Here is a 21,430-nt window from a genome sequence, read left to right as displayed (position 1 = left end):
CGATGTCGCTCACCTTCAAGGATGTCGCACGCGCCAAGTATCTGCTGCTCACCAGACCGTCTGCTGGTGATCACCGACCGGGTGTCCTGGAAGGTCAAGCGGATCCACAACACCTCGCGGGTGACCATCGCCGAATGCGGAGTGCTGGGAAAGCCGAAGGGCGAGCCGGTCGAGGCGACGGCTCGGGTGCTCCCGGACTCCGAGACCCGCGGTGTCTACACCAAGGTGCTGCGCCGCCACTGGCAGCACGCGGGGTGGTTCTATCTGCACAGCCTGGTCCGGGGCGGTATCGATAAGGTGCACGTCGCGCTCGAGATCACCCCGCACTAGAACTCACAGACTCTTATCAGGCTCACCGGAACCGGTGGCCGAGCCAGCTCGTTGGCTTTGCATGGTGATGCGGACGTTTTTCCTTTACACCGTGGTCGAGCTGGCCGTCCTGGCCGCGTTGACCTGGTCTCTCGGACTCGGGTGGACGCTGCTCATCCTGCTGGCCACCTCGGTGGTCGGCGTTGCGCTGGCCGGATCCCAGGTCAAGCGGCAGATCCTGCGTCTACAGCGCACCCGCAACGACCCGCAGGGCGCAGTGGCCGACAGCATGCTCGTCGCGCTCGGCACCGTCGGAGTGTTCATCCCCGGCTTGGTCAGCACCGCGCTCGGTGCGCTGATGCTGCTGCCGCCGACCCGCCGCGTGGTGCGTCCAGTGGCCGGGATGCTGCTCACCCGCGGTATCGCCCGCCGGGTCACCGTCGTGAACCTGACCGCGCCGGGCTATCCCGGGCGCGGCGACTACATCGACGGCGAGGTAGTTGAGCAGGGCGGGCATGTTTCTGGCCCCATCCACGATGCCGACATCGTTCCGCGCTCGACGGCCTACCGCGAGTTCTGACCCGGTGCTGCGGCCCCGCCACACCGGGGCAGACTGATCCACCGTGACCACACTGCTGCTCGGCGGGCGCATTCATAGCCCGTCACATCCGGATGCCACCGCGATGGCCGTCCGCGACGGCGTCGTCTCCTGGCTCGGCAGTGACGACGTGGCCCGTTCGCAATTCGGTGATGCGCAGGTCGTCGACCTACAGGGTGCCTTCGTGTCACCCGCGTTCGTCGACAGCCACATCCACCTGACCTCTACCGGCCTGCTGATGACCGGGCTGGATCTGACTTCGGCGAGAACCAAACAGCACTGCCTGACCCTGGTCGCCGAGCACATGGCGGCGCATCCGGGCCAGCCGATTTGGGCGCACGGCTGGGACGACACCGGCTGGGCGCGCGACGAGGCCCCGAGCACCGCGGAGCTTGACGCCATCGCCGGCATGACGCCGGCCTACCTGGCCCGCGTCGATGTGCACTCAGCTGTGGCCTCGACGGCGCTACGTGACTTGGTCCCCGGCTTGCCTGCGGTCGCCGGATACGACCCGCACAAACCGCTGTCGGCCGACGCCCACCACCTCGTCCGCAGCGAAGCTCGTCGGCTGCTCACCGCGCAGCAGCGCGCCGACGCCCGGCGGGCCGCACTGGATGCGGTGGCTGCCGCGGGCATCGTCGCCGTCCACGAATGCGCCGGACCGGATATCGGTGGGGCTGACGACTGGCAGGAGCTGCGCGCCACCGAGCACGGCGTCGTGGTCATCGGCTACTGGGGTGAAGCTGTCTCCAGCGCCGCCCAGGCCAGGGCGTTGATCGAGGAGACCGGGGCGCGCGGACTGGCCGGCGACCTGTTCGTCGACGGCGCGCTGGGCTCTCACACCGCGTGGCTGTGCGAGCCGTACGCCGATGCGCCGGACAGCACCGGTAACTGCTACCTGGACCCCGACGGCATCGCCGAGCATCTGATCGCCTGCACCGAGGCCGGCGTGACCGCCGGCTTCCATGTGATCGGCGACGCGGCGGTGCGCGCGGTGGTCGACGCCGTGGCCGGTCTGGTCGAGCGGTTCGGGGCGCCGGCCGTCGCCCGGTGCGGGCACCGGCTGGAGCACCTGGAGATGGTGAGTGCCGAGCAGGCGGCCATGCTCGGCCGCTGCGGCATCATCGCCAGCATGCAGCCCAATTTCGACGCGCTGTGGGGCGGCAGCACGGGCATGTACGCGCGCCGGCTCGGTTCCGGCAGAGCCGCCCTGCTCAACCCGTTCTCGCTGTTAGCATCGGCAGGCGTGCCCATGGCGTTCGGTTCAGATGCCCCGGTGACCAGCATCAACCCCTGGGCAACCGTCCGTGCGGCGAGCCGTCATCAAACCCCGGGAAGCGCGATCTCCATGCGGGCAGCCTTTGCCGCTGCAACCAGAGGCGCCTGGCGCGCCGGCGGTGAGCGCGACGGGCTCAGCGGCACGTTGGTGCCTGGCGCGCCGGCGTCGTACGCGGTGTGGGATCTCGGCGGGGAGCTGGACGTGAGTGCTCCTTCCGACAACGTCCAGCGGTGGTCCACCGACCCTCGCTCGCGGGTGCCCGCGTTGCCGCGGCTGGACCCCGGCGACCCGCTGCCGCACTGCCGCCAGACGGTCCATCGAGGTGTCGTGCTGCATGGCTAGCCGGCTGCTCACATGGTTGCGCACCGCGCTGCCACCGCGGTTGATGCGGCTACTGGTTGCGGTGACCGCCGGGCTGCTGCTGTGCATCAGCTTCCCGCCGATCGGCTGGTGGTGGTCGGCAGTGGTGAGCTTCGGAATGCTCAGCTGGGTACTGCTGCACCCCAAGACCACACCGGCCGGCGGACTGGGCTACGGATACCTGTTCGGGCTGGCGTTCTACATCCCGCTGATCCCATGGATCAGCGGACTGGTCGGCCCGGTGCCCTGGCTGGCGCTGTCGGCGATGGAAGCGATCTTCCCGGCGTTGTTCGGTGCACTGGCCGTCATGGTGCGCAGGCTGCCAGGCTGGCCACTGTGGCTCGCGCTGATGTGGGCACTGCAGGAATGGCTGAAGTCGACGGTGCCGTTCGGTGGATTCCCTTGGGGGGTAGTCGGTTTCGGTCAAACGAACGGGCCGTTCCTGGCGTTGGTTCAGCTCGGCGGGGTACCGCTGCTGTCGTTCGGGATCGTCCTGCTCGGCGCGTCGCTGGCCGCGTTGACGAGCGAGATCGTGCGCTGGCTGCAGCGCAGTGGCACGGCCGAGACATCCGAGCCCGCGTCGCTGCCAGGCGTACTGCTGCCCGGCCTGTGCATCACCGCGGTGTTGCTGACCACCGCGGTGGCCGCGCCGCAGGTGCGCCGCGCCGCCGGCGGTGCCGGCAACGAGCCGACGGTCACGGTGGCCGCGATCCAGGGCAACGTGCCGCGACTGGGGCTCGACTTCAACAGCCAGCGCCGCGCCGTCCTGGACAACCACGTCCGCCAAACCGTGCAACTGGCTGAGGATGTGCACGCGGGCAAGGCGCCACAGCCGCAGTTCGTGATCTGGCCGGAGAACTCCTCGGATATCGACCCGTTCACCAATGCCGACGCCGCCCAACAGATCAGCGTGGCCGCGCAGGCGATCGGCGCGCCGATCCTGGTCGGCACTGTCATCGCCCGCCCGGACTGGACCCCGCAGAACCCGACGGCGTCGAATACCGCCGTCGTCTGGGATCCGGTCGCCGGACCAGGGGAGCGCCACGACAAACAGATCATCCAGCCATTCGGCGAATACCTGCCGTGGCGAGGCTTCTTCCGCCATCTGTCGTCGTTCGCCGACCGCGCCGGGTACTTCGTGCCGGGTACCGGCTCGGGCGTCGTGCACGCCGCCGGGGTGCCGGTCGGGGTGGCGACCTGCTGGGAGGTCATCTTCGACCGGGCGCTTCGCGAGTCGGTCACCAACGGCGCGCAGGTCCTGGCAGTTCCCACCAACAACGCGACGTTCGACCAGAACATGAGCGAACAGCTGCTGGCGTTCGCCCGCGCCAGGGCCGTCGAGCACGACCGCTACGTAGTGGTGGCCGGCACCACCGGGATCAGCGCGGTGATCGCGCCGGACGGCCGTGAGGTGGCTCGGACCCAGTTCTTCACGCCGGCCTATCTCGACGTCGTGGTGCGGCTCAAGACCAGCCAAACGCTAGCCACCCGATGGGGCCCGTTGGTGCAATGGGTGCTGGTCGGAGCCGCTGTTGCCGTTTTGATGGCCGCCATGCTGCACAATGGTTGGTTCATACGTCCGATTCGCCGCAGAAAGCGGGAAGGGGACGCAAGCAGTATGTCCGGGGGCCGCGACGATAGCGACAACCCGCCGGAGCAGGGTGAATCATCCTCAGCCCTGGCCGGACAGCACGACAAAGGAGAGTCATGACCGACCGGGGCAAAACGGGCGCTGAGCTTCCCAGCCAGCGCACCCTGGTGATCATCCCCACGTACAACGAGCTGGAGAACCTGCCGCTGATCGTGGGCCGCGTGCACACGGCACGCCCCGACGTCCACGTGCTGATCGTCGACGACGGCAGCCCCGACGGCACCGGTGATCTCGCCGACGAACTATCCCTGGCTGATCCCGACCGGATCCACGTGATGCACCGCAACGCCAAGGACGGCTTGGGTGCGGCCTACCTTGCCGGGTTCGCCTGGGGGCTGGGCCGGCAGTACAACGTGCTGGTGGAGATGGACGCCGACGGCAGCCATGCTCCCGAACAGCTCTATCGCCTGCTGGACGCCATCGACAATGGCGCCGACCTGGCCATCGGCTCGCGCTATGTTCAGGGCGGGACGGTCCGCAACTGGCCCTACCGACGGCTGGTGCTGTCCAGGACCGCCAACACTTATTCGCGTGTCCTACTCGGTGTCGGCATCCACGACATCACCGCCGGTTACCGCGCCTACCGGCGCGAGGTTCTGGAGAAGATCGACCTGTCGGCGGTCGACTCCAAGGGCTACTGCTTCCAGATCGACCTCACCTGGCGCACGATCAACAGCGGCTTCACCGTCACAGAGGTGCCCATCACGTTCCGTGAGCGCGAACTGGGGGTGTCGAAAATGAGCGGCTCGAACATTCGCGAAGCGATGGTCAAGGTCGCCCAGTGGGGCATCGGCGGGCGCGTGGACCGCGCCCGCGGCGTCGTCCGCTAGGTCAGCTTCCGCGACGCTTGGACTTGATCAGGTCCAAGCGCTCCTTGAGCAGCTCTTCGAGCTCCTCGACCGAACGGCGCTCCAGCAGCATGTCCCAGTGGGTGCGGGGCGGCTTGACCTTCTTGGGCTCCGGCAGATCGCCGTCGATCAACGTGCCTTCCAGGCCGTTCTTGCAAGGCCAGGTGCCAGGAATCTCGGCGTCGTCGGCGAACGGAACCTCGAATTCCTCACCGTTCTCGGTGCGGTACCGCGCGATCTGACGCGGCGCCAGGTCGTGGTTGCGGTCGGTCTCGTAGCTCACGGCTCCGAGCCGACTGCCTCTCAGCACACGATCAGCCATCGTCAACTCTCCTCACGACTCTTTTATGAAGTACAACGCTCTATGAAGTCCGGGTAGTCAACGTAAGACCACACTCTGCGGTTCCCGACTCGGCCCCCCATGATACCGGGATCACCGCGCCCGGCCGTCTACAGTCACAAGGCGTGACGCGTCGTACCCGCTCTCAGCCGTGCCGGTGGTGCGGCCGAGAGGTGGCCGACGCCGGGATGGGCCGACGCAGGCAGTACTGCCGGCAGTCGTGCCGGCAGCGTGCATACGAACAGCGTGCCCTGGTCAAGGGCAGTGCGATTCCCGAGGATGCGGTGGTGCTCTCCGCCGACGAGGCCGCCGAGCTGTCCGATCGGGTCTATCAGGTGCGCTGCGCCGCCGAGGACGTCGCGATCGCGGTGGACGAGGGCGCGGCCACCCACGAGCTGCGTGACCTGTGCGATGCGCTGGTCAAGGCCGCCAAGGCTGCCGACGGATGGCGCTGAGGCTGGCTCTCGACGGTCAACGCCGGCTGCTTTAGGTCACCGCGAATCAAACCCTTAACCAAACGGGTCGGTCGTTCCTAGGGTCGAGGCACGCCGCGATGTTGCGGTTTTGCATGCCTATCGCCAGCCACTCACGCGTCAGCCAAGGGACTCCACATCGTGACCACGCCCGCCCCGCCGGTCCTACCGGTAGGCACCCGTGCGCGTGCTCAACACAGGCAGCGGAAGTGGACGATCGTGCGGTGGGCCTCGCCGGTGGTCTTGCTGGCGCTGTGGCAGGTGGGCAGTGCGCTCGGGGTGATCTCTCAGGACGTCCTGCCTGCCCCCTCGCTGATCGCCGAGGCGGGAGTGGAGCTCATCGGCGACGGTCAGCTTGCCGACGCGCTGCAGGTCTCCGGTGTGCGGGTGGTGCAGGGGCTGCTACTGGGCGGGTTGCTGGGGATCGGGCTGGGCACGGCGGTCGGCTTGTCGCGGTGGACCGAGGCGACCGTCGACCCACCCATGCAGATGCTGCGAGCGTTGCCGCACCTGGGTCTGATCCCACTGTTCATTCTGTGGTTCGGTATCGGCGAGCTGCCCAAGGTGCTGTTGGTGGCCCTCGGGGTCAGCTTCCCGCTGTACCTCAATACGTTCTCGGCGATCCGTCAGGTCGACCCGAAGTTGTTCGAAACGGCTGACGTGCTTGGCTTCTCGTTCCGTCAGCGGTTCACTCACATCATTCTGCCGAGCGCAGCCCCACAGGTGCTGGTCGGCCTGCGCCAATCATTGGCGATTGCCTGGCTGACGTTGATCGTCGCCGAACAGATCAACGCCGACAAGGGTATTGGCTACTTGATCAACAACGCTCGTGACTTCCTGCGGATCGACATCATCATTTTCGGCCTGATCGTCTATGCGCTGCTTGGCATCACGACCGATGCCGTCGTGCGGGCACTGGAACGTCGAGCACTGAGGTATCGGTCATGACTGTGACGTCCGAACGCACAACCGGGGTGGCCGCGCAGCTTCGGAACATCGACAAGTGGTACGGCGAGCATCAGGTGTTGCGGGACGTGTCGCTGACCGTCGGTGCCGGGGAGATCGTCGCGCTGGTGGGGCGCAGCGGCTCAGGCAAATCAACCGTGCTGCGTGTGCTCGCCGGTTTGTCGAACGACCACACCGGTGAGCGTCAGGTGGCCGGTGCACCCGCGCTGGCGTTCCAGGAGCCACGGCTGTTCCCGTGGCGCACAGTGCGCACCAACGTCGGTTACGGGCTGACGCGGTCCCGGCTACCCCGCGGGGAGGTGACGGCGCGGGCCGACAAGGCGCTGGCCGACGTTGGCCTGGCCGATCGTGCCGGTTCCTGGCCCCTGACCCTGTCTGGCGGTCAGGCGCAACGCGTTTCGCTGGCACGGGCGCTAGTGGGCGAGCCACGGCTGCTTCTGCTGGACGAACCGTTCGGTGCGTTGGATGCGCTGACCCGGCTCAGCATGCACGCGTTGTTGCTCGACCTGTGGCGCCACCATCAATTCGGGGTCCTGCTGGTTACCCATGACGTCAATGAAGCTGTCGGACTGGCGGATCGGGTGCTGGTCTTGGAAGCCGGGGAAGTGGTGTATCAGACGGCGATCACCGACCCGCGGCGGCCGCCGGGCAGCTCGTCGACCGCGACCGACAACCATCGAGTCGAGTTGCTCGAGCAACTCGGCGTCCAGATCTGACAGGAGCAAGCTTGTATCCCAGGGTATTTCGTCGCTTGATGGTCGCGCTGGCCGTATTGGGTCTGTTGTTGACGGGCTGCGTGTCGCGCCAGGAAAACACCGGGGTGTCGCAGGCGCCGGCGACGGTGCCGTTGACCGAGCTGTCCGGACTCGTCCTGCAGGTCGGCGATCAGAAGGGCGGTACCGAGTCCCTGCTGCGCGCAGCAGGTGCGCTGGACAATCTGCCGTACCAGATCGCCTTCTCCACGTTTACATCCGGGCCGCCGCAGATCGAAGCGGCGACGGCGGGCAAGATCGACTTCGCCATCACCGGCAACACGCCTCCGATTTTCGGCGCGGCGTCGAATGCGAAAGTGAAGGTGGTCTCCGCCTACAACGGCGGCGGCGTCGGCGACCAGATTCTGGTTCCCGCGGACTCGCCGATCACCTCGGTCAGCGACCTACGGGGTAAGAGCATCCTGGTGGGCAAGGGCAGCTCAGCGCACGGCAACGTGCTCGGTCAGCTGGACAAGGCGGGACTGACGCCTGCCGACGTGAAACTGGTTTTCCTGCAACCTGCTGACGCGTTCTCGGCGTTCCAGGCCGGCCAGGGCGACGCATGGGCGATCTGGGATCCGTTCACCGCGCAAGCCGAGCAGCAATTGAAGGTCCGTAGCATCGCTGCGGCCAAGGGCGTGACCAACGGGTACTGGTTCGGCGTGGCCTCGGATGCGGCACTGGCCGATCCCAAGCGCAACAGCGCGTTGGCCGATCTGCTCGTCAGATTCGCAAAGGCTGCGAAGTGGGCTCAGGATCACCCGCAGGAGTGGGCCGAAAAATACGCTGCGGCAGTCGGATTGGATCCAAAGGCTGCGGAAGTGTCGCAGGGCAGGAGCCTCCGGCTGCCGACGGCCCTGAGTGACGAGGTGGTAGCTTCGGAGCAGAAGATTGCGGATCTATTCGCCAAGTCGGGTCAGATTCAGTCCGCGCCCGATTTCTCCAAATGGGTGGACCGCCGCTATGCCGGCGTGCTCGAGCCCGTCCTCATCAGCGCCAACTAAGGAGGGCGACGTGCCTGCAAAGTTCTTTTGGTTCCTGCCGACCAACGGTGACAGCCGGTCCATCGTGGGTGCGTCGCACGCATCGGCGCACCACACGATTCCGGACGGGTACCGCGCGCCGACCCGGCGGTATCTGGCCGAGGTGGCCAGGGCGGCTGACCGGCTCGGTTTCGAAGGGGTGCTGACGCCGACCGGAACATGGTGCGAGGACGCCTGGTTGACCGCTGCGTCGTTGTTGGCCGAGACGGAGCGACTGAAGTTCCTGGTGGCGTTTCGGCCCGGCCTGGTACCGCCGACCCTGGCCGCGCAACAGGCGGCGACGCTGCAGCGGTTCTCCGACGGTCGACTGCTGCTCAATATCGTCAGCGGCGGCGATGACGTGGAACAGCAACGGTTCGGTGACTGGCTCAGCCATGACCAGCGGTATGCGCGCACCGGCGAATTCCTGGAGATCGTCAAATCGGTGTGGGCCCAGGACTCGTTCGACTTCGACGGGGAACACTACAAAGTTCGCGACGGGCGAGTATCAGAGCCACCGAACCCGTTGCCGGAGTTCTATTTCGGCGGCTCTTCTCCCGCGGCGCTGCCGATCGCGGCCGAGCACGTGGATGTTTATCTGACCTGGGGTGAACCGCCGCAGGCCGCGGCGGCCAAGATCAACGAGGTGCGCGCGCTGGCCGAGGCGCGCGGGCGCAAGCTGCGCTTCGGTATCCGGCTGCACACCATCACCCGCGACACCTCGGCCGCGGCGTGGGCGGTTGCCGAGGAGCTGCTCAGCGAGCTGACACCCGACCAGATCGAGCAGGCCACCAAGTTGCATGCCAGCTCGGAGTCCGAGGGGCAGCGTCGGATGACGGCCCTGCATGGTGGGCGCACCGACAAGCTGGAGATCTATCCGAACCTGTGGGCCGGTGTGGGCCTGGTCCGCGGGGGAGCTGGAACCGCGTTGGTCGGTAGCCACGAAGAGGTCGCCAACCTGATCTGGGAATACCACACCGTCGGGTTCGACGAGTTCATCCTGTCCGGCTATCCGCACCTGGAAGAGGCCTACTGGTTCGCCGAAGGCGTCTTTCCGATCCTGCGCGCCAAGGGAGTGCTCGCCGCCTAGGTTGCGCCGACCGTGGGGCTTATCGGTGCGTCTTCCCAGGAGTAAATGCCGTGTCATAACTGGTCACTCGGCGGGCAATAGCATCAATCCATGGAGCGCTGGGTCCTGCATTTCGACATGGATGCGTTTTTCGCGTCCGTCGAACAGCTGACCCGCCCCACGTTGCGCGGCCGGCCGGTCCTGGTCGGCGGGCTCGGTGGCCGCGGTGTGGTTGCCGGGGCCAGCTATGAGGCCCGGGTGTTCGGTGCCCGCTCGGCGATGCCGATGCACCAGGCCCGCCGTTTGGTCGGGGCCGGCGCGGTGGTGCTGCCGCCCCGCGGCGTGGTCTACGGCGTCGCCAGCCGTCGGGTGCTGGACACCGTGCGCGCCATGGTGCCGGTCCTCGAGCAGCTGTCCTTCGATGAGGCATTCGGGGAACCGGCCGAACTGGTCGGGGCCAGCGCCGCGGAGGTCGAGGAATTCGCAGTCCGGTTGCGCCGGCGGGTCCGCGAAGAGACCGGACTGGTGGCCTCGGTCGGGGCGGGGTCGGGCAAGCAGGTCGCCAAGATCGCTTCGGAACTCGCCAAACCCGATGGGTTTCGGGTGGTCCGCCGCGACGAGGAACGTCGGTTGCTCGACGGGCTTCCGGTGCGCCGGTTGTGGGGTATCGGCCCGGTGGCCGAGGAGAAGCTGCACCGGCTCGGCATCGACACGGTCGGACAACTGGCCGCCCTGTCCGACGCCGAAGCGGCCAGCATCCTGGGCGCCACCGTCGGCCCGGCGTTGCACCGGCTGGCCCGCGGGATCGATGACCGGCCGGTGGCCGAACGTGCCGAAGCCAAGCAGATCAGCGCCGAGTCGACGTTCCCCGCCGACCTCACGACGATCGAGCAGCTGCGCGATGCCATCAGCCCGATCGCCGAGCATGCCCACCGGCGTCTGGAGCGCGACGGCCGCGGCGCCCGTACGGTCACGGTCAAGCTCAAGCGCTCCGATATGTCCACCCTGACCCGCTCGGCGACGCTGCCGTACGCTACCGGCGATGTCGGCACGCTGACTGCCACCGCGCACCGGCTGCTACTCGACCCTCGTGAGGTCGGCCCTATTCGCCTTCTCGGCGTTGGCTTTTCGGGACTATCCGATGTTCGCCAAGAGTCGTTGTTCCCCGATCTCGAACACCTGGAGGCAGCGGTGGCTGACACGTTGGACACCCACGTGCCGGTGCCGGTGTCGGTGCCCGCAGCCGATGCCGGCGGCTGGCGCGTCGGCGACGACGTCAGCCATGCCGGCTTCGGTCACGGCTGGGTTCAGGGCGCCGGGCACGGTGTGGTGAGCGTGCGGTTCGAGACCCGCGGCAGCGGCCCCGGCGTGATGCGGACATTCAGCGCCGCCGAGCCCGGGCTGCTCAAAGCCAATCCGGTGGACAGCCTGGACTGGCGCGAGTATCTGGACCGGTCAGCCCCAGCGGGCGATGACGTCGCCCACGGGTAGCCCCAGACTCAGCGCCGCTATCAGCAGCACCCGGGCCTGGCTGCTGCGCAGCTGCGGCACCATCACCGCCCCCGCTTCGACCAGGTCGTGGCCCGGTCCGTAGCGGGCGGCGGTGCGGCCCCCGGGCACCCGCGTGGTCACCGCAACGGCTACGCCGCGGGAACCAGCGCGCCGCACTGCTTCGACGATCGGGGTGCCGGCATTTCCCGCACCCGCTGCCTCGACGATCAGGCCGGCCGCACCCGCGTCGACGAACGCGTCGATGGCCGCACCGTCGGCGCCCGGGTAGGCCGCCACGATGTCTACCCGCGCGGCGTCGGTGGCTGGGCCCAGATAGGCCCGTTGGTTGCCGCCCGTGACACCGAAGAGGCCGTCACTGACCACGCCCAGCGGCGGGCGACCGCCGAACAGACCGGGGCCGCCCACTTTGGTGGTGCCAAGAGCGGGCCGCACCGCCCCGGCGAAGCAGATCAGCGTTCCCAGATTCCGAGCCAGCGGGCTGGCTGCCACGACGAGGGCGTCGCGCAGATTGCCCGGCCCGTCGGCGTCGGGGGCGTCGGCCGGCAGCGCCGCGCCGGTCACCACCACGGGCGCGGAGCCGCTGTAGGTGAGCTCCAGCCACAGCGCGGTCTCTTCCATCGTGTCGGTTCCGTGTGTGACCACGACACCGTCGGCGGCACGCGCGGCCTCGGTCACGGCGGCGCCGATCCGCAGCCACTCGGCGGGCGTCAGCTGCGAGCTGTCCATGGTGAACAGGTCGATGACCTGCGCATCCAAGCCCGACACCAGCTCCGCACCGCCGTGCACGGGTCGCAGCACACCCTCGCGGTCGGCGCTGGTGGCGATGGTTCCGCCGGTGGTGACGACGACAAGTCGGGGCATGCCCGCCATCATGGCGCACCGGCCGGAAAGCAGCCCAGTGACAGGTCTAGGGAATGATGGGGGAGTGACCGACGAATCCCCGGGCAGCACCGAGCCGCAATCGTCGCCGCGGCAGCTGCGGCTGTTGGTGTCGGTGGCGGCCGTGGTGCTGGCCCTCGACGTCATCACCAAGGTGCTGGCGGTGCGGTGGCTGACCCCCGGGCAACCGGTCTCGATCATCGGCGACACGGTCACCTGGACCCTGGTCCGCAACTCCGGCGCCGCGTTCTCCATGGCCACGGGCTACACCTGGGTGCTGACGCTGGTCGCCACCGGTGTGGTGGTCGGTATCTTCTGGATGGGCCGTCGCCTGGTGTCGCCGTGGTGGGCCCTCGGGTTGGGGATGATCCTCGGCGGCGCGCTGGGCAACCTGATGGACCGGTTCTTCCGTTCGCCCGGCCCGCTGCGCGGACACGTCGTCGACTTCCTGTCCATCGGTTGGTGGCCGGTGTTCAACGTGGCCGACCCGGCGGTGGTCGGCGGGGCTATCCTGCTGGTGGTCCTGTCCCTGTTCGGCTACGACTTCGACACCACCGGCCGGCGGACGAGCGAGCCCGCCAAGACCGACGCCAAAGCGGCGACCGACGACAAGGCCGAGACCGCCTGATGGCAGAACGGTCGATGCCGGTCCCCGAGGGTCTGGCCGGCATGCGGGTCGACGCTGGCCTGGCCCGGCTGCTGGGACTGTCCCGCACAGCGGTGGCCGCGATCGCCGAAGACGGCGGCGTCGAGCTCGACGGCGTGCGGGCCGGCAAGTCCGACCGGCTCGAGGCGGGCGCGTGGCTGCAGGTCCACATCCCCGAGGAAGCCCCGCCGCCGGAGAACACGCCGGTCGAGATCGAGGGCATGACAATCTTGTATTCCGACGCCGACATCGTCGCCGTCGACAAGCCCCCTGGCGTGGCCGCCCACGCGACGGTCGGCTGGCACGGTCCCACCGTGCTCGGCGGGCTGGCCGCGGCCGGGTTCCGGATCAGCACCTCGGGTATCCACGAACGCCAGGGCATCGTGCACCGTCTCGACGTCGGCACCTCAGGGGTCATGGTGGTCGCGCTGTCCGAACGGGCCTACACGGTGCTCAAGCGCGCCTTCAAGGCCCGCACCGTCGACAAGCGTTATCACGCTGTGGTGCAAGGCCATCCGGATCCTTCCAGTGGCACCATCGATGCGCCGATCGGCCGGCATCGCGGTCACGACTGGAAATTCGCCGTGACCGAAACCGGGCGGCACAGCATCACCCACTACGACACCGTTGAAATGTTTCGGGCGGCAAGCCTTCTCGACATCCACCTGGAAACCGGTCGCACCCACCAGATCCGGGTGCACTTCTCCGCACTGCACCATCCGTGCGCCGGCGATCTGACGTACGGTGCCGATCCGGTGCTGGCCAAGCGGCTCGGCCTGGAACGACAATGGCTGCACGCGCGGTCGCTGGCGTTCGCCCATCCGGCCGACGGCAGGCACTTCGAGGTCACCAGCCCGTACCCGGCCGATCTGCAGCACGCACTGGACCTGCTGCGCGTCGACTCGTGACGGATGGCCAACCGGACACCAAGCCCGGCGGGCTGCTCTACGGCATCGGTGCGTACGGATCCTGGGGGTTGTTCCCGGCGTTCTTCCCGTTACTGAAACCCGCTGGCGCACTGGAGGTTCTGGCCCACCGGATCGTCTGGACACTGGTCTTGATGGTCGGCGTGGTGGTGGCCATGCGCAAGCTGGCCGACCTGCGGTCGATCGCCGGGCGCACCTGGCTGCTGCTGGTCTGCGCGTCGGCGCTGATATCGGGCAACTGGGTCATCTACGTCTACGCCGTCAACAACGGTCACGTGGTCGACGCGGCTCTTGGCTATTTCATCAACCCACTGGTCAGCGTGTTGCTCGGGGTGCTGATCTTTCACGAGCGGCTCAACCGGCCCCAGATCGTGGCGTTGCTGATTGCGCTGGCTGCGGTGGTGCTGCTGGGCTTCGAGGTCGGCGGACCGCCGTTCATCGCGCTCGGCCTGGCCTTCACCTTCGGGCTGTACGGCGCGGTCAAGAAGGTGGTGCCCACCGACCCGCGGGTCAGTGTGGGCCTGGAGGCCGCGATCGCGGCGCCGTTCGCGATCATCTACATCGCCGTGCTGCAGCTGTCCGGGCACGGCCAGTTCACCAACAACGGCCCGGGTCATATCGCGTTGATGATCCTGTCGGGTCCGATCACCGCGATCCCGCTGCTCTTGTTCGCCGCCGCCGCCCACCGCCTGCCGCTGGTGACCCTCGGTCTGCTGATGTACCTGACCCCCGCCATGCAGATGACCTGGGGCGTGGTGGTGGCCCATGAGCCGATGCCGCCGGCGCGCTGGGTCGGCTTCGCGCTGATCTGGCTGGCGCTGCTGGTGTTCAGCGGTGACGCGCTGCGCCGGGCCCGTTTGGAGCGGTCTGCCCCACAACGCGCGGTCGACCTTCGCTGACGGTCCTTCGGGGCATCGCACGGGTTCGCGTCAACAGCGGCAACCTATACTCATCGACGCGGCCTGGCCGCGCCCGGCGGCACGGGCCGTCGCAAGTCAGTGGGGGATAGATGCCGGACACCGCGGTCAAGACCGGTGGCCGGCGTGGCTTTTTCCTCACGTTCACCGTGCTGCTCGCGGTGTGGGCCGCGATCCTGCTGACGATCGCGCTGACCGTGGTCCCCGACGGCTACTGGTACTCCTACTTCGCCATTGACTACACCACCGGTTTCATTCGGCGTGGACTGGCCGGCGAGATCCTCGGGCTGTTTCCCAGGGCGCACTACTTCGGTGCGCTCGCCGTGCTGCGCTGGGTTCCGACCGTGTTCTTCGTGCTCGGTCTCGCCGCGGTGGCCTGGTCGGTCGCGGTCAGGTCGGGCCGTTCGGAGCGCCGGCGGCTGCTCGCCCTGCTGATTCCGGTTCTGCCGTTCGGGTTCGCGTTCGGCCTGTTTTCGGCGCGCACCGATCTGTTGGGAGGTGCCGCGCTCGTCGGGTTCGCGATTGCGCTGACCCGGGTCACCACCGCCCGTGCGACCGTAATCTCCAGTGCCGTCTACGGTTTGGTGCTGGCCGTACTGACACTGATCCACGAGGCCACCCCGTTCCTGTTCGGCCTCGGCGCGCTGGCGGCGCTGACGGTGCTGACGGACCGGCTGGACGCCAAGGCGTTTCGGGTCAGCGTCGTGCTGGCACTCGGGCCCGCGATCGTCACTGCCATGGCGTTGGCCGCCTTCGGTAAGCACAAGGTGTCGGCCCAGCTGTGCCAGCTGGTGCAGCACGGGCCGATGAACCATCCGCTGGCCGGCAAGCCCACCATCGGCCAGCTCCTGCGCGGCTTTCACTACTACGTCGACTACCACGACTGGTTCTGCCGGGCCTTCCTGCCGTTGTTCGATATGACGTTCGTCGAGGGGCTTCGGTTCGTTGGCAGCATCGGCGTCGTCGCGCTGGCCGGCTCGACCGTCTACGGGGTCGTGACACTGGCCATCAGCATGCTGGCGATCGGCCACGTTGCGGGCGTCCCTCTGCGGCGGTTCGGCGCGATCCTGCGGGGACGGCCGTTGACCCTGCTGATCGGGCTGGTGATGATCCTGCCGGTGTTCGCCATGGGAGTGGACTGGGTCCGCTGGTGGGTCATCATCGCCTTCGACCTCGGCATCGTGTTCCTGCTGTACACCCGCAATCAGCCGGAGGTCGACCAGCCGCCGACCCGTCGCACCCTGATCGTGTTCGCCGTCGGCGCCATCCTGCTGGCGGTGATTCCGGTCGGGATCATTCCCGGCTTCGGTGCGCCGGTGCCCATGTGAGCCAACGAGAACGCAGATCGAGGAGTGCATGACTGACAACTCTCAACGCAATCGGCGGATCCTGATCGCGATCGTTGCGGCGGTGGCGGCAGCGGCCATCGTGGTACCGGTCGTCGGCGTGCTGTTGACGCCGGGCGTGCTGAGCAAGCAAACCGACACGGCGATGGCCACCACCACCACGACCACGCCGCCCCCGCTGACCATCAAGCCGCTGGCGCTGCGCCCGGTGAGCGGTGCATTCGTCATCCGACCCGGGGACTGCGACCCGCCGCCGCCGACACCGCCGGATGCGCCGCTGCGCATCTGTGACGTCCTCCAGTCGGCGGTGTACGAGCTGGGGCCGCAAGCGTTGACGCTCCAACTGACCGATGTCGACTCGTTCCTGAACCCGCTGACCGCCAAGCAGACCGTGCAGGTCACCATGACCGAAGAATCGGCTCGAGCTTTCGCTGATTACACGGCTGCCCACATCAACGAGCAGGTCGCGTTCGTCCGGGCCGGCGTTGTCGTGTGGGCGCCGAAGATCACCGAGAAGATCGACGGTGCGGTGCTGCAGCTCTCCGGTGAGGTGACGGCCGAGCAGGCAGGAGAGATCGCCCGGATGCTGAAGGACGAAGCCTGACGAAGGCTAGCGGCGGGTGTACTCCAGCGCCATGCCCGCGCCGATACCGAGAATGAGCGCGATCATGACGGTGGTGGCCCCGGGGACCAGATAGCGCGACAGCGGTGTCTGGTCGGCGAGCACGGTGCCGCGGACCCGTTGATAGCGCCGGCCGACCAGAAGCAGGCTGGCCAGGGCGGACACCGTGATGAGGACGACGCCCGGCCACGGTGGGAAGTGTTCGGTCACGCTCCACCGCACGACCAGCGCGCCGATGAGCAGCGAACCGATGAGCGTGCGCTGCCAGGCCAGCGCCGTTCGCTCCGCCACTGCGGTGGCATCCAGGAGTTGCTCGTCCGCCGGCTCCCGGGTCGCTTCGCTCCTGCCCGCCGGTTCCATTCCCCGGGTCGCTTCGCTCCTGCCCGCCGGTTCCATTCCCCGGGTCGCTTCGCTCCTGCCCGCCGGTTCCATCTACCGGCTGAATTCGGCGAGATAAACCAGGACGGCGGCCGCCACGATGATGATCGCGACGCCGGCGACGATGATTCGCGGTAGCGGATCGTTCGGCAGGGGCCGCTTCTCGCGCAGCGCCCGTTCGGTGCGATCCCATCGCACGTAGGCGCCGATCGTGACGGTCAGCGCTAACGCCAGCAGCAGTACGGTGATGGCGATCCGGAACGGTCGAGGGCCGAAATCGTGGACCAGGCTGGCCAGTGCGACGGCCCCGGCCAGCAGCGCGAGCCCGGTGCGCAACCAGGCCAGAAACGTTCGCTCGTTGGCTAGCGTGAACCGGTAATCGGGGTCGGTCCCCACACTGCGCAGCGGAGGTTTGGGCGCGAACATACGCTCTGCCTACCAGTGCCGCCCGCGTGGGTGGAAGAGATCCCAGGAGAATTGCCGCCACCGGCCAGACACGTGCAGCGACACGCCGAAGGCTGTCGGTCGGCGGCTCTAGACTGACGGGCCTATGGGTAATGGAACGTCTGCCGGATCTTTTGTGCATCTGCACAACCACACCGAGTACTCGATGCTCGACGGGGCCGCGAAGATCACGCCCATGCTCGCCGAGGCGCAGCGCCTCGAGATGACCGCCATCGGCATGACCGACCACGGAAACATGTTCGGGGCCAGCGAGTTCTACAACGCGGCCACCAAGGTCGGCATCAAGCCGATTATCGGTGTCGAGGCGTACATCGCACCCGGTTCTCGGTTCGACACCCGCCGCATCCTGTGGGGTGATCCGGGCCAGAAGAGTGACGACGTGTCGGGCAGCGGCTCCTATACCCACATGACGATGGTCGCCGAGAACGCCACCGGACTGCGCAACCTGTTCAAGCTGTCGACGCTGGCCTCGTTCGAGGGTCAGCTGGGCAAGTGGTCGCGGATGGACGCCGAGATCATCGCCGAGCATGCCTCGGGCATCATCGCCACCACCGGCTGCCCATCCGGTGAGGTGCAGACCCGGTTGCGGCTGGGCCACGAGAAGGAGGCGCTGGAGTCGGCCGCCAAGTGGCGGGAGATCTTCGGCGCGGAGAACTACTTCCTGGAATTGATGGATCACGGGCTGTCGATCGAGCGCCGGGTCCGCGAGGGCCTGCTCGACGTCGGTCGCAAGCTCGGCATTCCAGCGCTGGCCACCAATGACTGCCACTACGTGACCCGCGACGCCTCGCACAACCACGAAGCGCTGCTGTGCATCCAGACCGGCAAGACGCTCTCAGACCCCAACCGGTTCAAGTTCGACGGCGATGGCTACTTCCTGAAATCGGCCGCCGAGATGCGCGCGCTGTGGGACGCCGAGGTGCCGGAGGCCTGCGATTCGACGCTCCTGATCGGTGAGCGGGTGCAGTCCTATGCCGACGTGTGGGCCCCGGCCGACCGGATGCCGATCTTCCCGGTGCCAGACGGACACGACCAGGGCAGCTGGCTGCGCCACGAGGTCGATGCCGGTTTGCGGCGCCGTTTTCCGGATGTGGTGCCGCCGGAGTACACCGAACGGGCCAGCTATGAGATCGACGTCATCTGCGGCAAGGGCTTCCCGTCGTACTTCCTGATCGTGGCCGACCTGATCAACTACGCGCGCTCGATCGATATCCGGGTGGGCCCCGGCCGCGGATCTGCCGCCGGCTCGCTGGTGGCCTACGCGCTCGGCATCACCAATATCGACCCGATCCCGCACGGGCTGCTGTTCGAGCGCTTCCTCAACCCAGAACGTCCGTCGGCACCCGATATCGATATCGACTTCGACGACCGCCGTCGCGGTGAGATGGTGCGCTACGCCGCCGAGAAGTGGGGCAGTGACCGGGTTGCCCAGGTCATCACCTTCGGCACCATCAAGACCAAAGCGGCACTGAAGGATTCGGCGCGCGTCCACTACGGGCAGCCGGGCTTCGCGATCGCCGACCGGATCACCAAGGCGCTGCCGCCGCCGATCATGGCCAAGGACATCCCGCTGTCGGGCATCACCGACCCGAACCATGAGCGGTACAAGGAGGCCGCCGAGGTTCGCGGCCTGATCGACACCGATCCCGACGTGCGCACCATCTACGAGACCGCGCGCGGGCTGGAGGGCCTGGTCCGCAACGCCGGCGTGCACGCATGCGCGGTGATCATGAGTTCCGAGCCGCTCATCGAGGCGATTCCGCTGTGGCGGCGGCCGCAGGACGGCGCGATCATCACCGGCTGGGACTATCCGTCGTGTGAGGCCATCGGCCTGCTGAAGATGGACTTCCTCGGCCTGCGGAACCTGACGATCATCGGCGACTGCATCGAGAACATCAAAGCCAACCGCGGTATCGACCTCGATCTCGATGCGTTGCCGTTCGATGACCCCAAGGCCTACGAATTGCTGGGGCGCGGCGACACCCTGGGGGTGTTCCAGCTCGACGGCGGCCCGATGCGAGACCTGCTGCGCCGCATGCAGCCCACCGAGTTCAACGACATCGTCGCGGTGCTGGCGTTGTACCGGCCGGGCCCGATGGGCATGAACGCCCACAACGACTACGCCGATCGCAAGAACAACCGGCAGCCGATCAAGCCGATCCACCCGGAGCTCGAAGAGCCGCTCAAGGAGATCCTCTCCGAGACCTACGGACTGATCGTCTACCAAGAGCAGATCATGTTCATCGCGCAGAAGGTCGCCTCCTACTCGATGGGCAAGGCCGACGCGCTGCGAAAAGCCATGGGCAAGAAGAAGCTTGAGGTCCTGGAAGCCGAATACCAGGGCTTCAAGGAGGGGATGACCGCCAACGGCTTCTCCGAAAAGGCCGTGAAAGCGTTGTGGGACACCATCCTGCCGTTCGCCGGCTACGCGTTCAACAAATCGCATGCCGCCGGCTATGGGCTGGTGTCTTACTGGACCGCCTATCTCAAGGCCAACTTCCCGGCCGAGTACATGGCCGGGTTGCTCACCTCGGTCGGCGACGACAAGGACAAGGCCGCGGTCTACCTGGCGGACTGCCGGCGCCTCGGCATCACCGTGCTGCCACCCGACGTCAACGAGTCGGTGCAGAACTTCGCCTCGGTGGGTAACGACATCCGGTTCGGGCTCGGCGCCATCCGCAACGTCGGCGCCAACGTGGTCAGCTCGCTGATCGCCACCCGCACCGAGAAGGGGAAGTTCACCGACTTCTCCGACTATCTGAACAAGATCGATATCGCGCCCTGCAACAAGAAGGTCACCGAATCTCTGGTCAAGGCAGGGGCTTTCGACTCGCTCAAGCATCCCCGCAAGGGTCTGTTCCTCGTCCACACCGATGCCGTCGACTCCGTGCTGGGCACCAAGAAGGCCGAGGCGATCGGCCAGTTCGACTTGTTCGGCGGCGGCTCGGATGACGGTGGTACCGGCGATGCGGCGTTCACCATCCGGGTTCCCGACGAGGAATGGGACGACAAGCACAAGCTCGCGCTCGAGCGGGAAATGCTGGGGCTGTATGTCTCCGGGCACCCGCTCGACGGAGTGGCACATTTGCTGAACGCCCAGGTCGACACTCAGATCCCGGCTATCCTCGCCGGCGACGTCGCCAACGACACCCAGGTGCGGGTCGGCGGTATCCTGGCCGGCGTCAACCGGCGGGTCAACAAGAACGGAATGCCCTGGGCCTCAGCGCAGCTGGAAGACCTCACCGGTGGTATTGAGGTGATGTTCTTCCCGCAGACCTACTCGATGTTCGGCGCAGAGATCGCCGACGACGCCGTGGTGCTCGTCGGCGGCAAGGTTCGTATCCAGGACGACCGGATTTCGTTGATCGCCAATGAGCTGGTGGTACCCGATTTTTCGAACGCGCAAGTTGACCGGCCGGTGGCGGTGAGCCTGCCCACCCGGCAGTGCACCATCGACAAGGTCACCGCGCTTAAGCAGGTGCTGGCCCGCCATCCCGGCACCTCGCAGGTGCACTTGCGGCTGATCAGTGGCGATCGCATCACCACACTCGAGCTCGACCAGTCGCTGCGGGTGACGCCGTCCTCGGCGCTGATGGGCGATTTGAAGGCGCTGTTGGGCCCTGGCTGCCTAGGCGGCTAGCTCCACCCGCACGATCGCGCTGCCCGGCCAGACGTTCGGGTTACGGAGGCGCTCCCACTTCTCCCGCCACGGCAGGCTGGCGTCGACGTTCTTGACGCCGGGCAGGTGCAGCAGCGGAACGAGGTTGTATTGCCAGCCGTACCGGGCGTGCAGCTGCTGGTTGGCGTGTTCGGCGTCCTCGCCCGACAGGGCGACAGCCCGTCCGGTGAGGGTGGGGGCGGAGTCGGGAACCTGGCCTTTGTAGTCACACACCCGTAGCTCGACGCGCGGGTCGTTCGTAATCCGAGTGGTTTTGGGGCCGATCTTGGTGCGGAAGACCAGTGTGGTCCCGTCCAGGTGAAACCAGATCGGGGTGTCGACGGGGCGGCCGTCGCGGCGATAGGTTCGCAACAGGGCGTAGCGACTGGAGTGCAAGGAGTCCATGGCTACAGT

At 67.3% G+C, this 21,430-nt stretch carries 21 protein-coding genes and 1 pseudogene; 17 read left to right on the top strand and 5 right to left on the bottom strand.

Annotated elements, in window-relative coordinates; all coding sequences use genetic code 11:
• Nucleotides 1-2: 2 nt before the first annotated feature.
• The 5 genes and pseudogenes from G6N38_RS28445 (at nucleotide 3) to G6N38_RS28425 (ending at nucleotide 5,027) form a co-directional block, all read left to right on the top strand.
• A pseudogene (locus G6N38_RS28445) lies at nucleotides 3-330 on the top strand (PPOX class F420-dependent oxidoreductase).
• 67 nt (nucleotides 331-397) lie between these two features.
• Nucleotides 398-889: an FxsA family protein gene (locus G6N38_RS28440; protein ID WP_163751428.1), complete on the top strand. Its 492-nt coding sequence runs from the start codon at nucleotides 398-400 to the stop codon at nucleotides 887-889.
• Nucleotides 890-932: 43 nt separating this feature from the next.
• Nucleotides 933-2,528, top strand: a complete 1,596-nt coding sequence (locus G6N38_RS28435; protein ID WP_163751427.1) for an amidohydrolase — start codon at nucleotides 933-935, stop codon at nucleotides 2,526-2,528.
• Nucleotides 2,521-4,257, top strand: coding sequence for an apolipoprotein N-acyltransferase (gene lnt, locus G6N38_RS28430; protein WP_163751426.1), 1,737 nt, complete (start codon nucleotides 2,521-2,523; stop codon nucleotides 4,255-4,257). Before G6N38_RS28435 ends, lnt begins: the two co-directional genes overlap by 8 nt.
• The gene (locus G6N38_RS28425) at nucleotides 4,254-5,027 is read left to right on the top strand and encodes a polyprenol monophosphomannose synthase (RefSeq protein ID WP_163751425.1); all 774 of its coding nucleotides are present in this window, start codon (nucleotides 4,254-4,256) and stop codon (nucleotides 5,025-5,027) included. Before lnt ends, G6N38_RS28425 begins: the two co-directional genes overlap by 4 nt.
• Nucleotide 5,028: 1 nt before the next feature.
• Here the strand turns inward: G6N38_RS28425 and G6N38_RS28420 are convergent, their stop codons facing one another.
• Nucleotides 5,029-5,367 (bottom strand): RNA polymerase-binding protein RbpA, encoded by a 339-nt coding sequence (locus G6N38_RS28420; RefSeq protein ID WP_102807615.1) that lies wholly within the window; start codon nucleotides 5,365-5,367, stop codon nucleotides 5,029-5,031.
• 143 nt (nucleotides 5,368-5,510) lie between these two features.
• Here G6N38_RS28420 and G6N38_RS28415 point away from each other — a divergent pair, with 143 nt between their 5' ends.
• From G6N38_RS28415 to G6N38_RS28390, 6 genes are all read left to right on the top strand, one after another.
• A complete protein-coding gene (locus G6N38_RS28415) occupies nucleotides 5,511-5,840 on the top strand; it encodes a hypothetical protein (RefSeq protein WP_163751424.1) in 330 nt (109 codons plus the stop codon).
• 159 nt (nucleotides 5,841-5,999) lie between these two features.
• A complete protein-coding gene (locus tag G6N38_RS28410) occupies nucleotides 6,000-6,806 on the top strand; it encodes an ABC transporter permease (protein ID WP_179968457.1) in 807 nt (268 codons plus the stop codon).
• Nucleotides 6,803-7,540 (top strand): ABC transporter ATP-binding protein, encoded by a 738-nt coding sequence (locus G6N38_RS28405; RefSeq protein WP_163751423.1) that lies wholly within the window; start codon nucleotides 6,803-6,805, stop codon nucleotides 7,538-7,540. The genes G6N38_RS28410 and G6N38_RS28405 overlap by 4 nt, the downstream gene beginning before the upstream one ends.
• Before the next feature lie 38 nt (nucleotides 7,541-7,578).
• Nucleotides 7,579-8,580: an ABC transporter substrate-binding protein gene (locus G6N38_RS28400; RefSeq protein WP_163751422.1), complete on the top strand. Its 1,002-nt coding sequence runs from the start codon at nucleotides 7,579-7,581 to the stop codon at nucleotides 8,578-8,580.
• A 10-nt stretch (nucleotides 8,581-8,590) separates the two neighbouring features.
• A complete protein-coding gene (locus tag G6N38_RS28395; protein WP_163751421.1) occupies nucleotides 8,591-9,688 on the top strand; it encodes an LLM class flavin-dependent oxidoreductase in 1,098 nt (365 codons plus the stop codon).
• 90 nt (nucleotides 9,689-9,778) lie between these two features.
• A complete protein-coding gene (locus tag G6N38_RS28390; protein ID WP_163751420.1) occupies nucleotides 9,779-11,158 on the top strand; it encodes a DNA polymerase IV in 1,380 nt (459 codons plus the stop codon).
• On the opposite strand, the gene G6N38_RS28385 is transcribed toward G6N38_RS28390, so the two are convergent.
• Nucleotides 11,123-12,040 carry an asparaginase gene (locus G6N38_RS28385; RefSeq protein WP_163751419.1) on the bottom strand — a complete coding sequence of 306 codons (918 nt, stop codon included), beginning with the start codon at nucleotides 12,038-12,040 and terminating at the stop codon, nucleotides 11,123-11,125. The genes G6N38_RS28390 and G6N38_RS28385 overlap by 36 nt on opposite strands.
• A 10-nt stretch (nucleotides 12,041-12,050) precedes the next feature.
• Here G6N38_RS28385 and lspA point away from each other — a divergent pair, with 10 nt between their 5' ends.
• From lspA to G6N38_RS28360, 5 genes are all read left to right on the top strand, one after another.
• A complete protein-coding gene (lspA, locus tag G6N38_RS28380) occupies nucleotides 12,051-12,686 on the top strand; it encodes a signal peptidase II (RefSeq protein ID WP_170314240.1) in 636 nt (211 codons plus the stop codon).
• The gene (locus G6N38_RS28375; protein ID WP_163751417.1) at nucleotides 12,686-13,612 is read left to right on the top strand and encodes an RluA family pseudouridine synthase; all 927 of its coding nucleotides are present in this window, start codon (nucleotides 12,686-12,688) and stop codon (nucleotides 13,610-13,612) included. Before lspA ends, G6N38_RS28375 begins: the two co-directional genes overlap by 1 nt.
• Entirely contained in the window at nucleotides 13,609-14,529 is a 921-nt protein-coding gene (gene rarD, locus G6N38_RS28370) for an EamA family transporter RarD (RefSeq protein WP_170314137.1), read from the top strand. The genes G6N38_RS28375 and rarD overlap by 4 nt, the downstream gene beginning before the upstream one ends.
• A 110-nt stretch (nucleotides 14,530-14,639) precedes the next feature.
• Nucleotides 14,640-15,875, top strand: a complete 1,236-nt coding sequence (locus G6N38_RS28365) for an Rv1490 family membrane protein (RefSeq protein ID WP_163751415.1) — start codon at nucleotides 14,640-14,642, stop codon at nucleotides 15,873-15,875.
• A 28-nt stretch (nucleotides 15,876-15,903) separates the two neighbouring features.
• Nucleotides 15,904-16,497, top strand: coding sequence for a SecDF P1 head subdomain-containing protein (locus G6N38_RS28360; protein ID WP_163751414.1), 594 nt, complete (start codon nucleotides 15,904-15,906; stop codon nucleotides 16,495-16,497).
• Between the two features lie 6 nt (nucleotides 16,498-16,503).
• Here the strand turns inward: G6N38_RS28360 and G6N38_RS28355 are convergent, their stop codons facing one another.
• Together G6N38_RS28355 and G6N38_RS28350 are read right to left on the bottom strand one after the other, a co-directional pair.
• The gene (locus G6N38_RS28355) at nucleotides 16,504-16,806 is read right to left on the bottom strand and encodes a DUF202 domain-containing protein (RefSeq protein WP_246227492.1); all 303 of its coding nucleotides are present in this window, start codon (nucleotides 16,804-16,806) and stop codon (nucleotides 16,504-16,506) included.
• Between the two features lie 141 nt (nucleotides 16,807-16,947).
• Entirely contained in the window at nucleotides 16,948-17,319 is a 372-nt protein-coding gene (locus G6N38_RS28350) for a YidH family protein (RefSeq protein ID WP_163751412.1), read from the bottom strand.
• A gap of 124 nt (nucleotides 17,320-17,443) precedes the next feature.
• Here G6N38_RS28350 and dnaE point away from each other — a divergent pair, with 124 nt between their 5' ends.
• The gene (dnaE, locus tag G6N38_RS28345) at nucleotides 17,444-20,998 is read left to right on the top strand and encodes a DNA polymerase III subunit alpha (protein WP_163751411.1); all 3,555 of its coding nucleotides are present in this window, start codon (nucleotides 17,444-17,446) and stop codon (nucleotides 20,996-20,998) included.
• On the opposite strand, the gene G6N38_RS28340 is transcribed toward dnaE, so the two are convergent.
• Nucleotides 20,987-21,421, bottom strand: coding sequence for a PPOX class F420-dependent oxidoreductase (locus G6N38_RS28340; protein WP_163751410.1), 435 nt, complete (start codon nucleotides 21,419-21,421; stop codon nucleotides 20,987-20,989). The two genes, dnaE and G6N38_RS28340, sit on opposite strands and share 12 nt — an antisense overlap.
• Nucleotides 21,422-21,430: the final 9 nt, after the last annotated feature.

It is taken from the genome of Mycolicibacterium helvum (assembly GCF_010731895.1).
Classification (GTDB): Bacteria; Actinomycetota; Actinomycetes; order Mycobacteriales; family Mycobacteriaceae; genus Mycobacterium; species Mycobacterium helvum.
The sequence above is the reverse complement of the archived record's forward strand: the minus strand, read 5'-3'. Positions and strand labels throughout refer to the sequence as shown.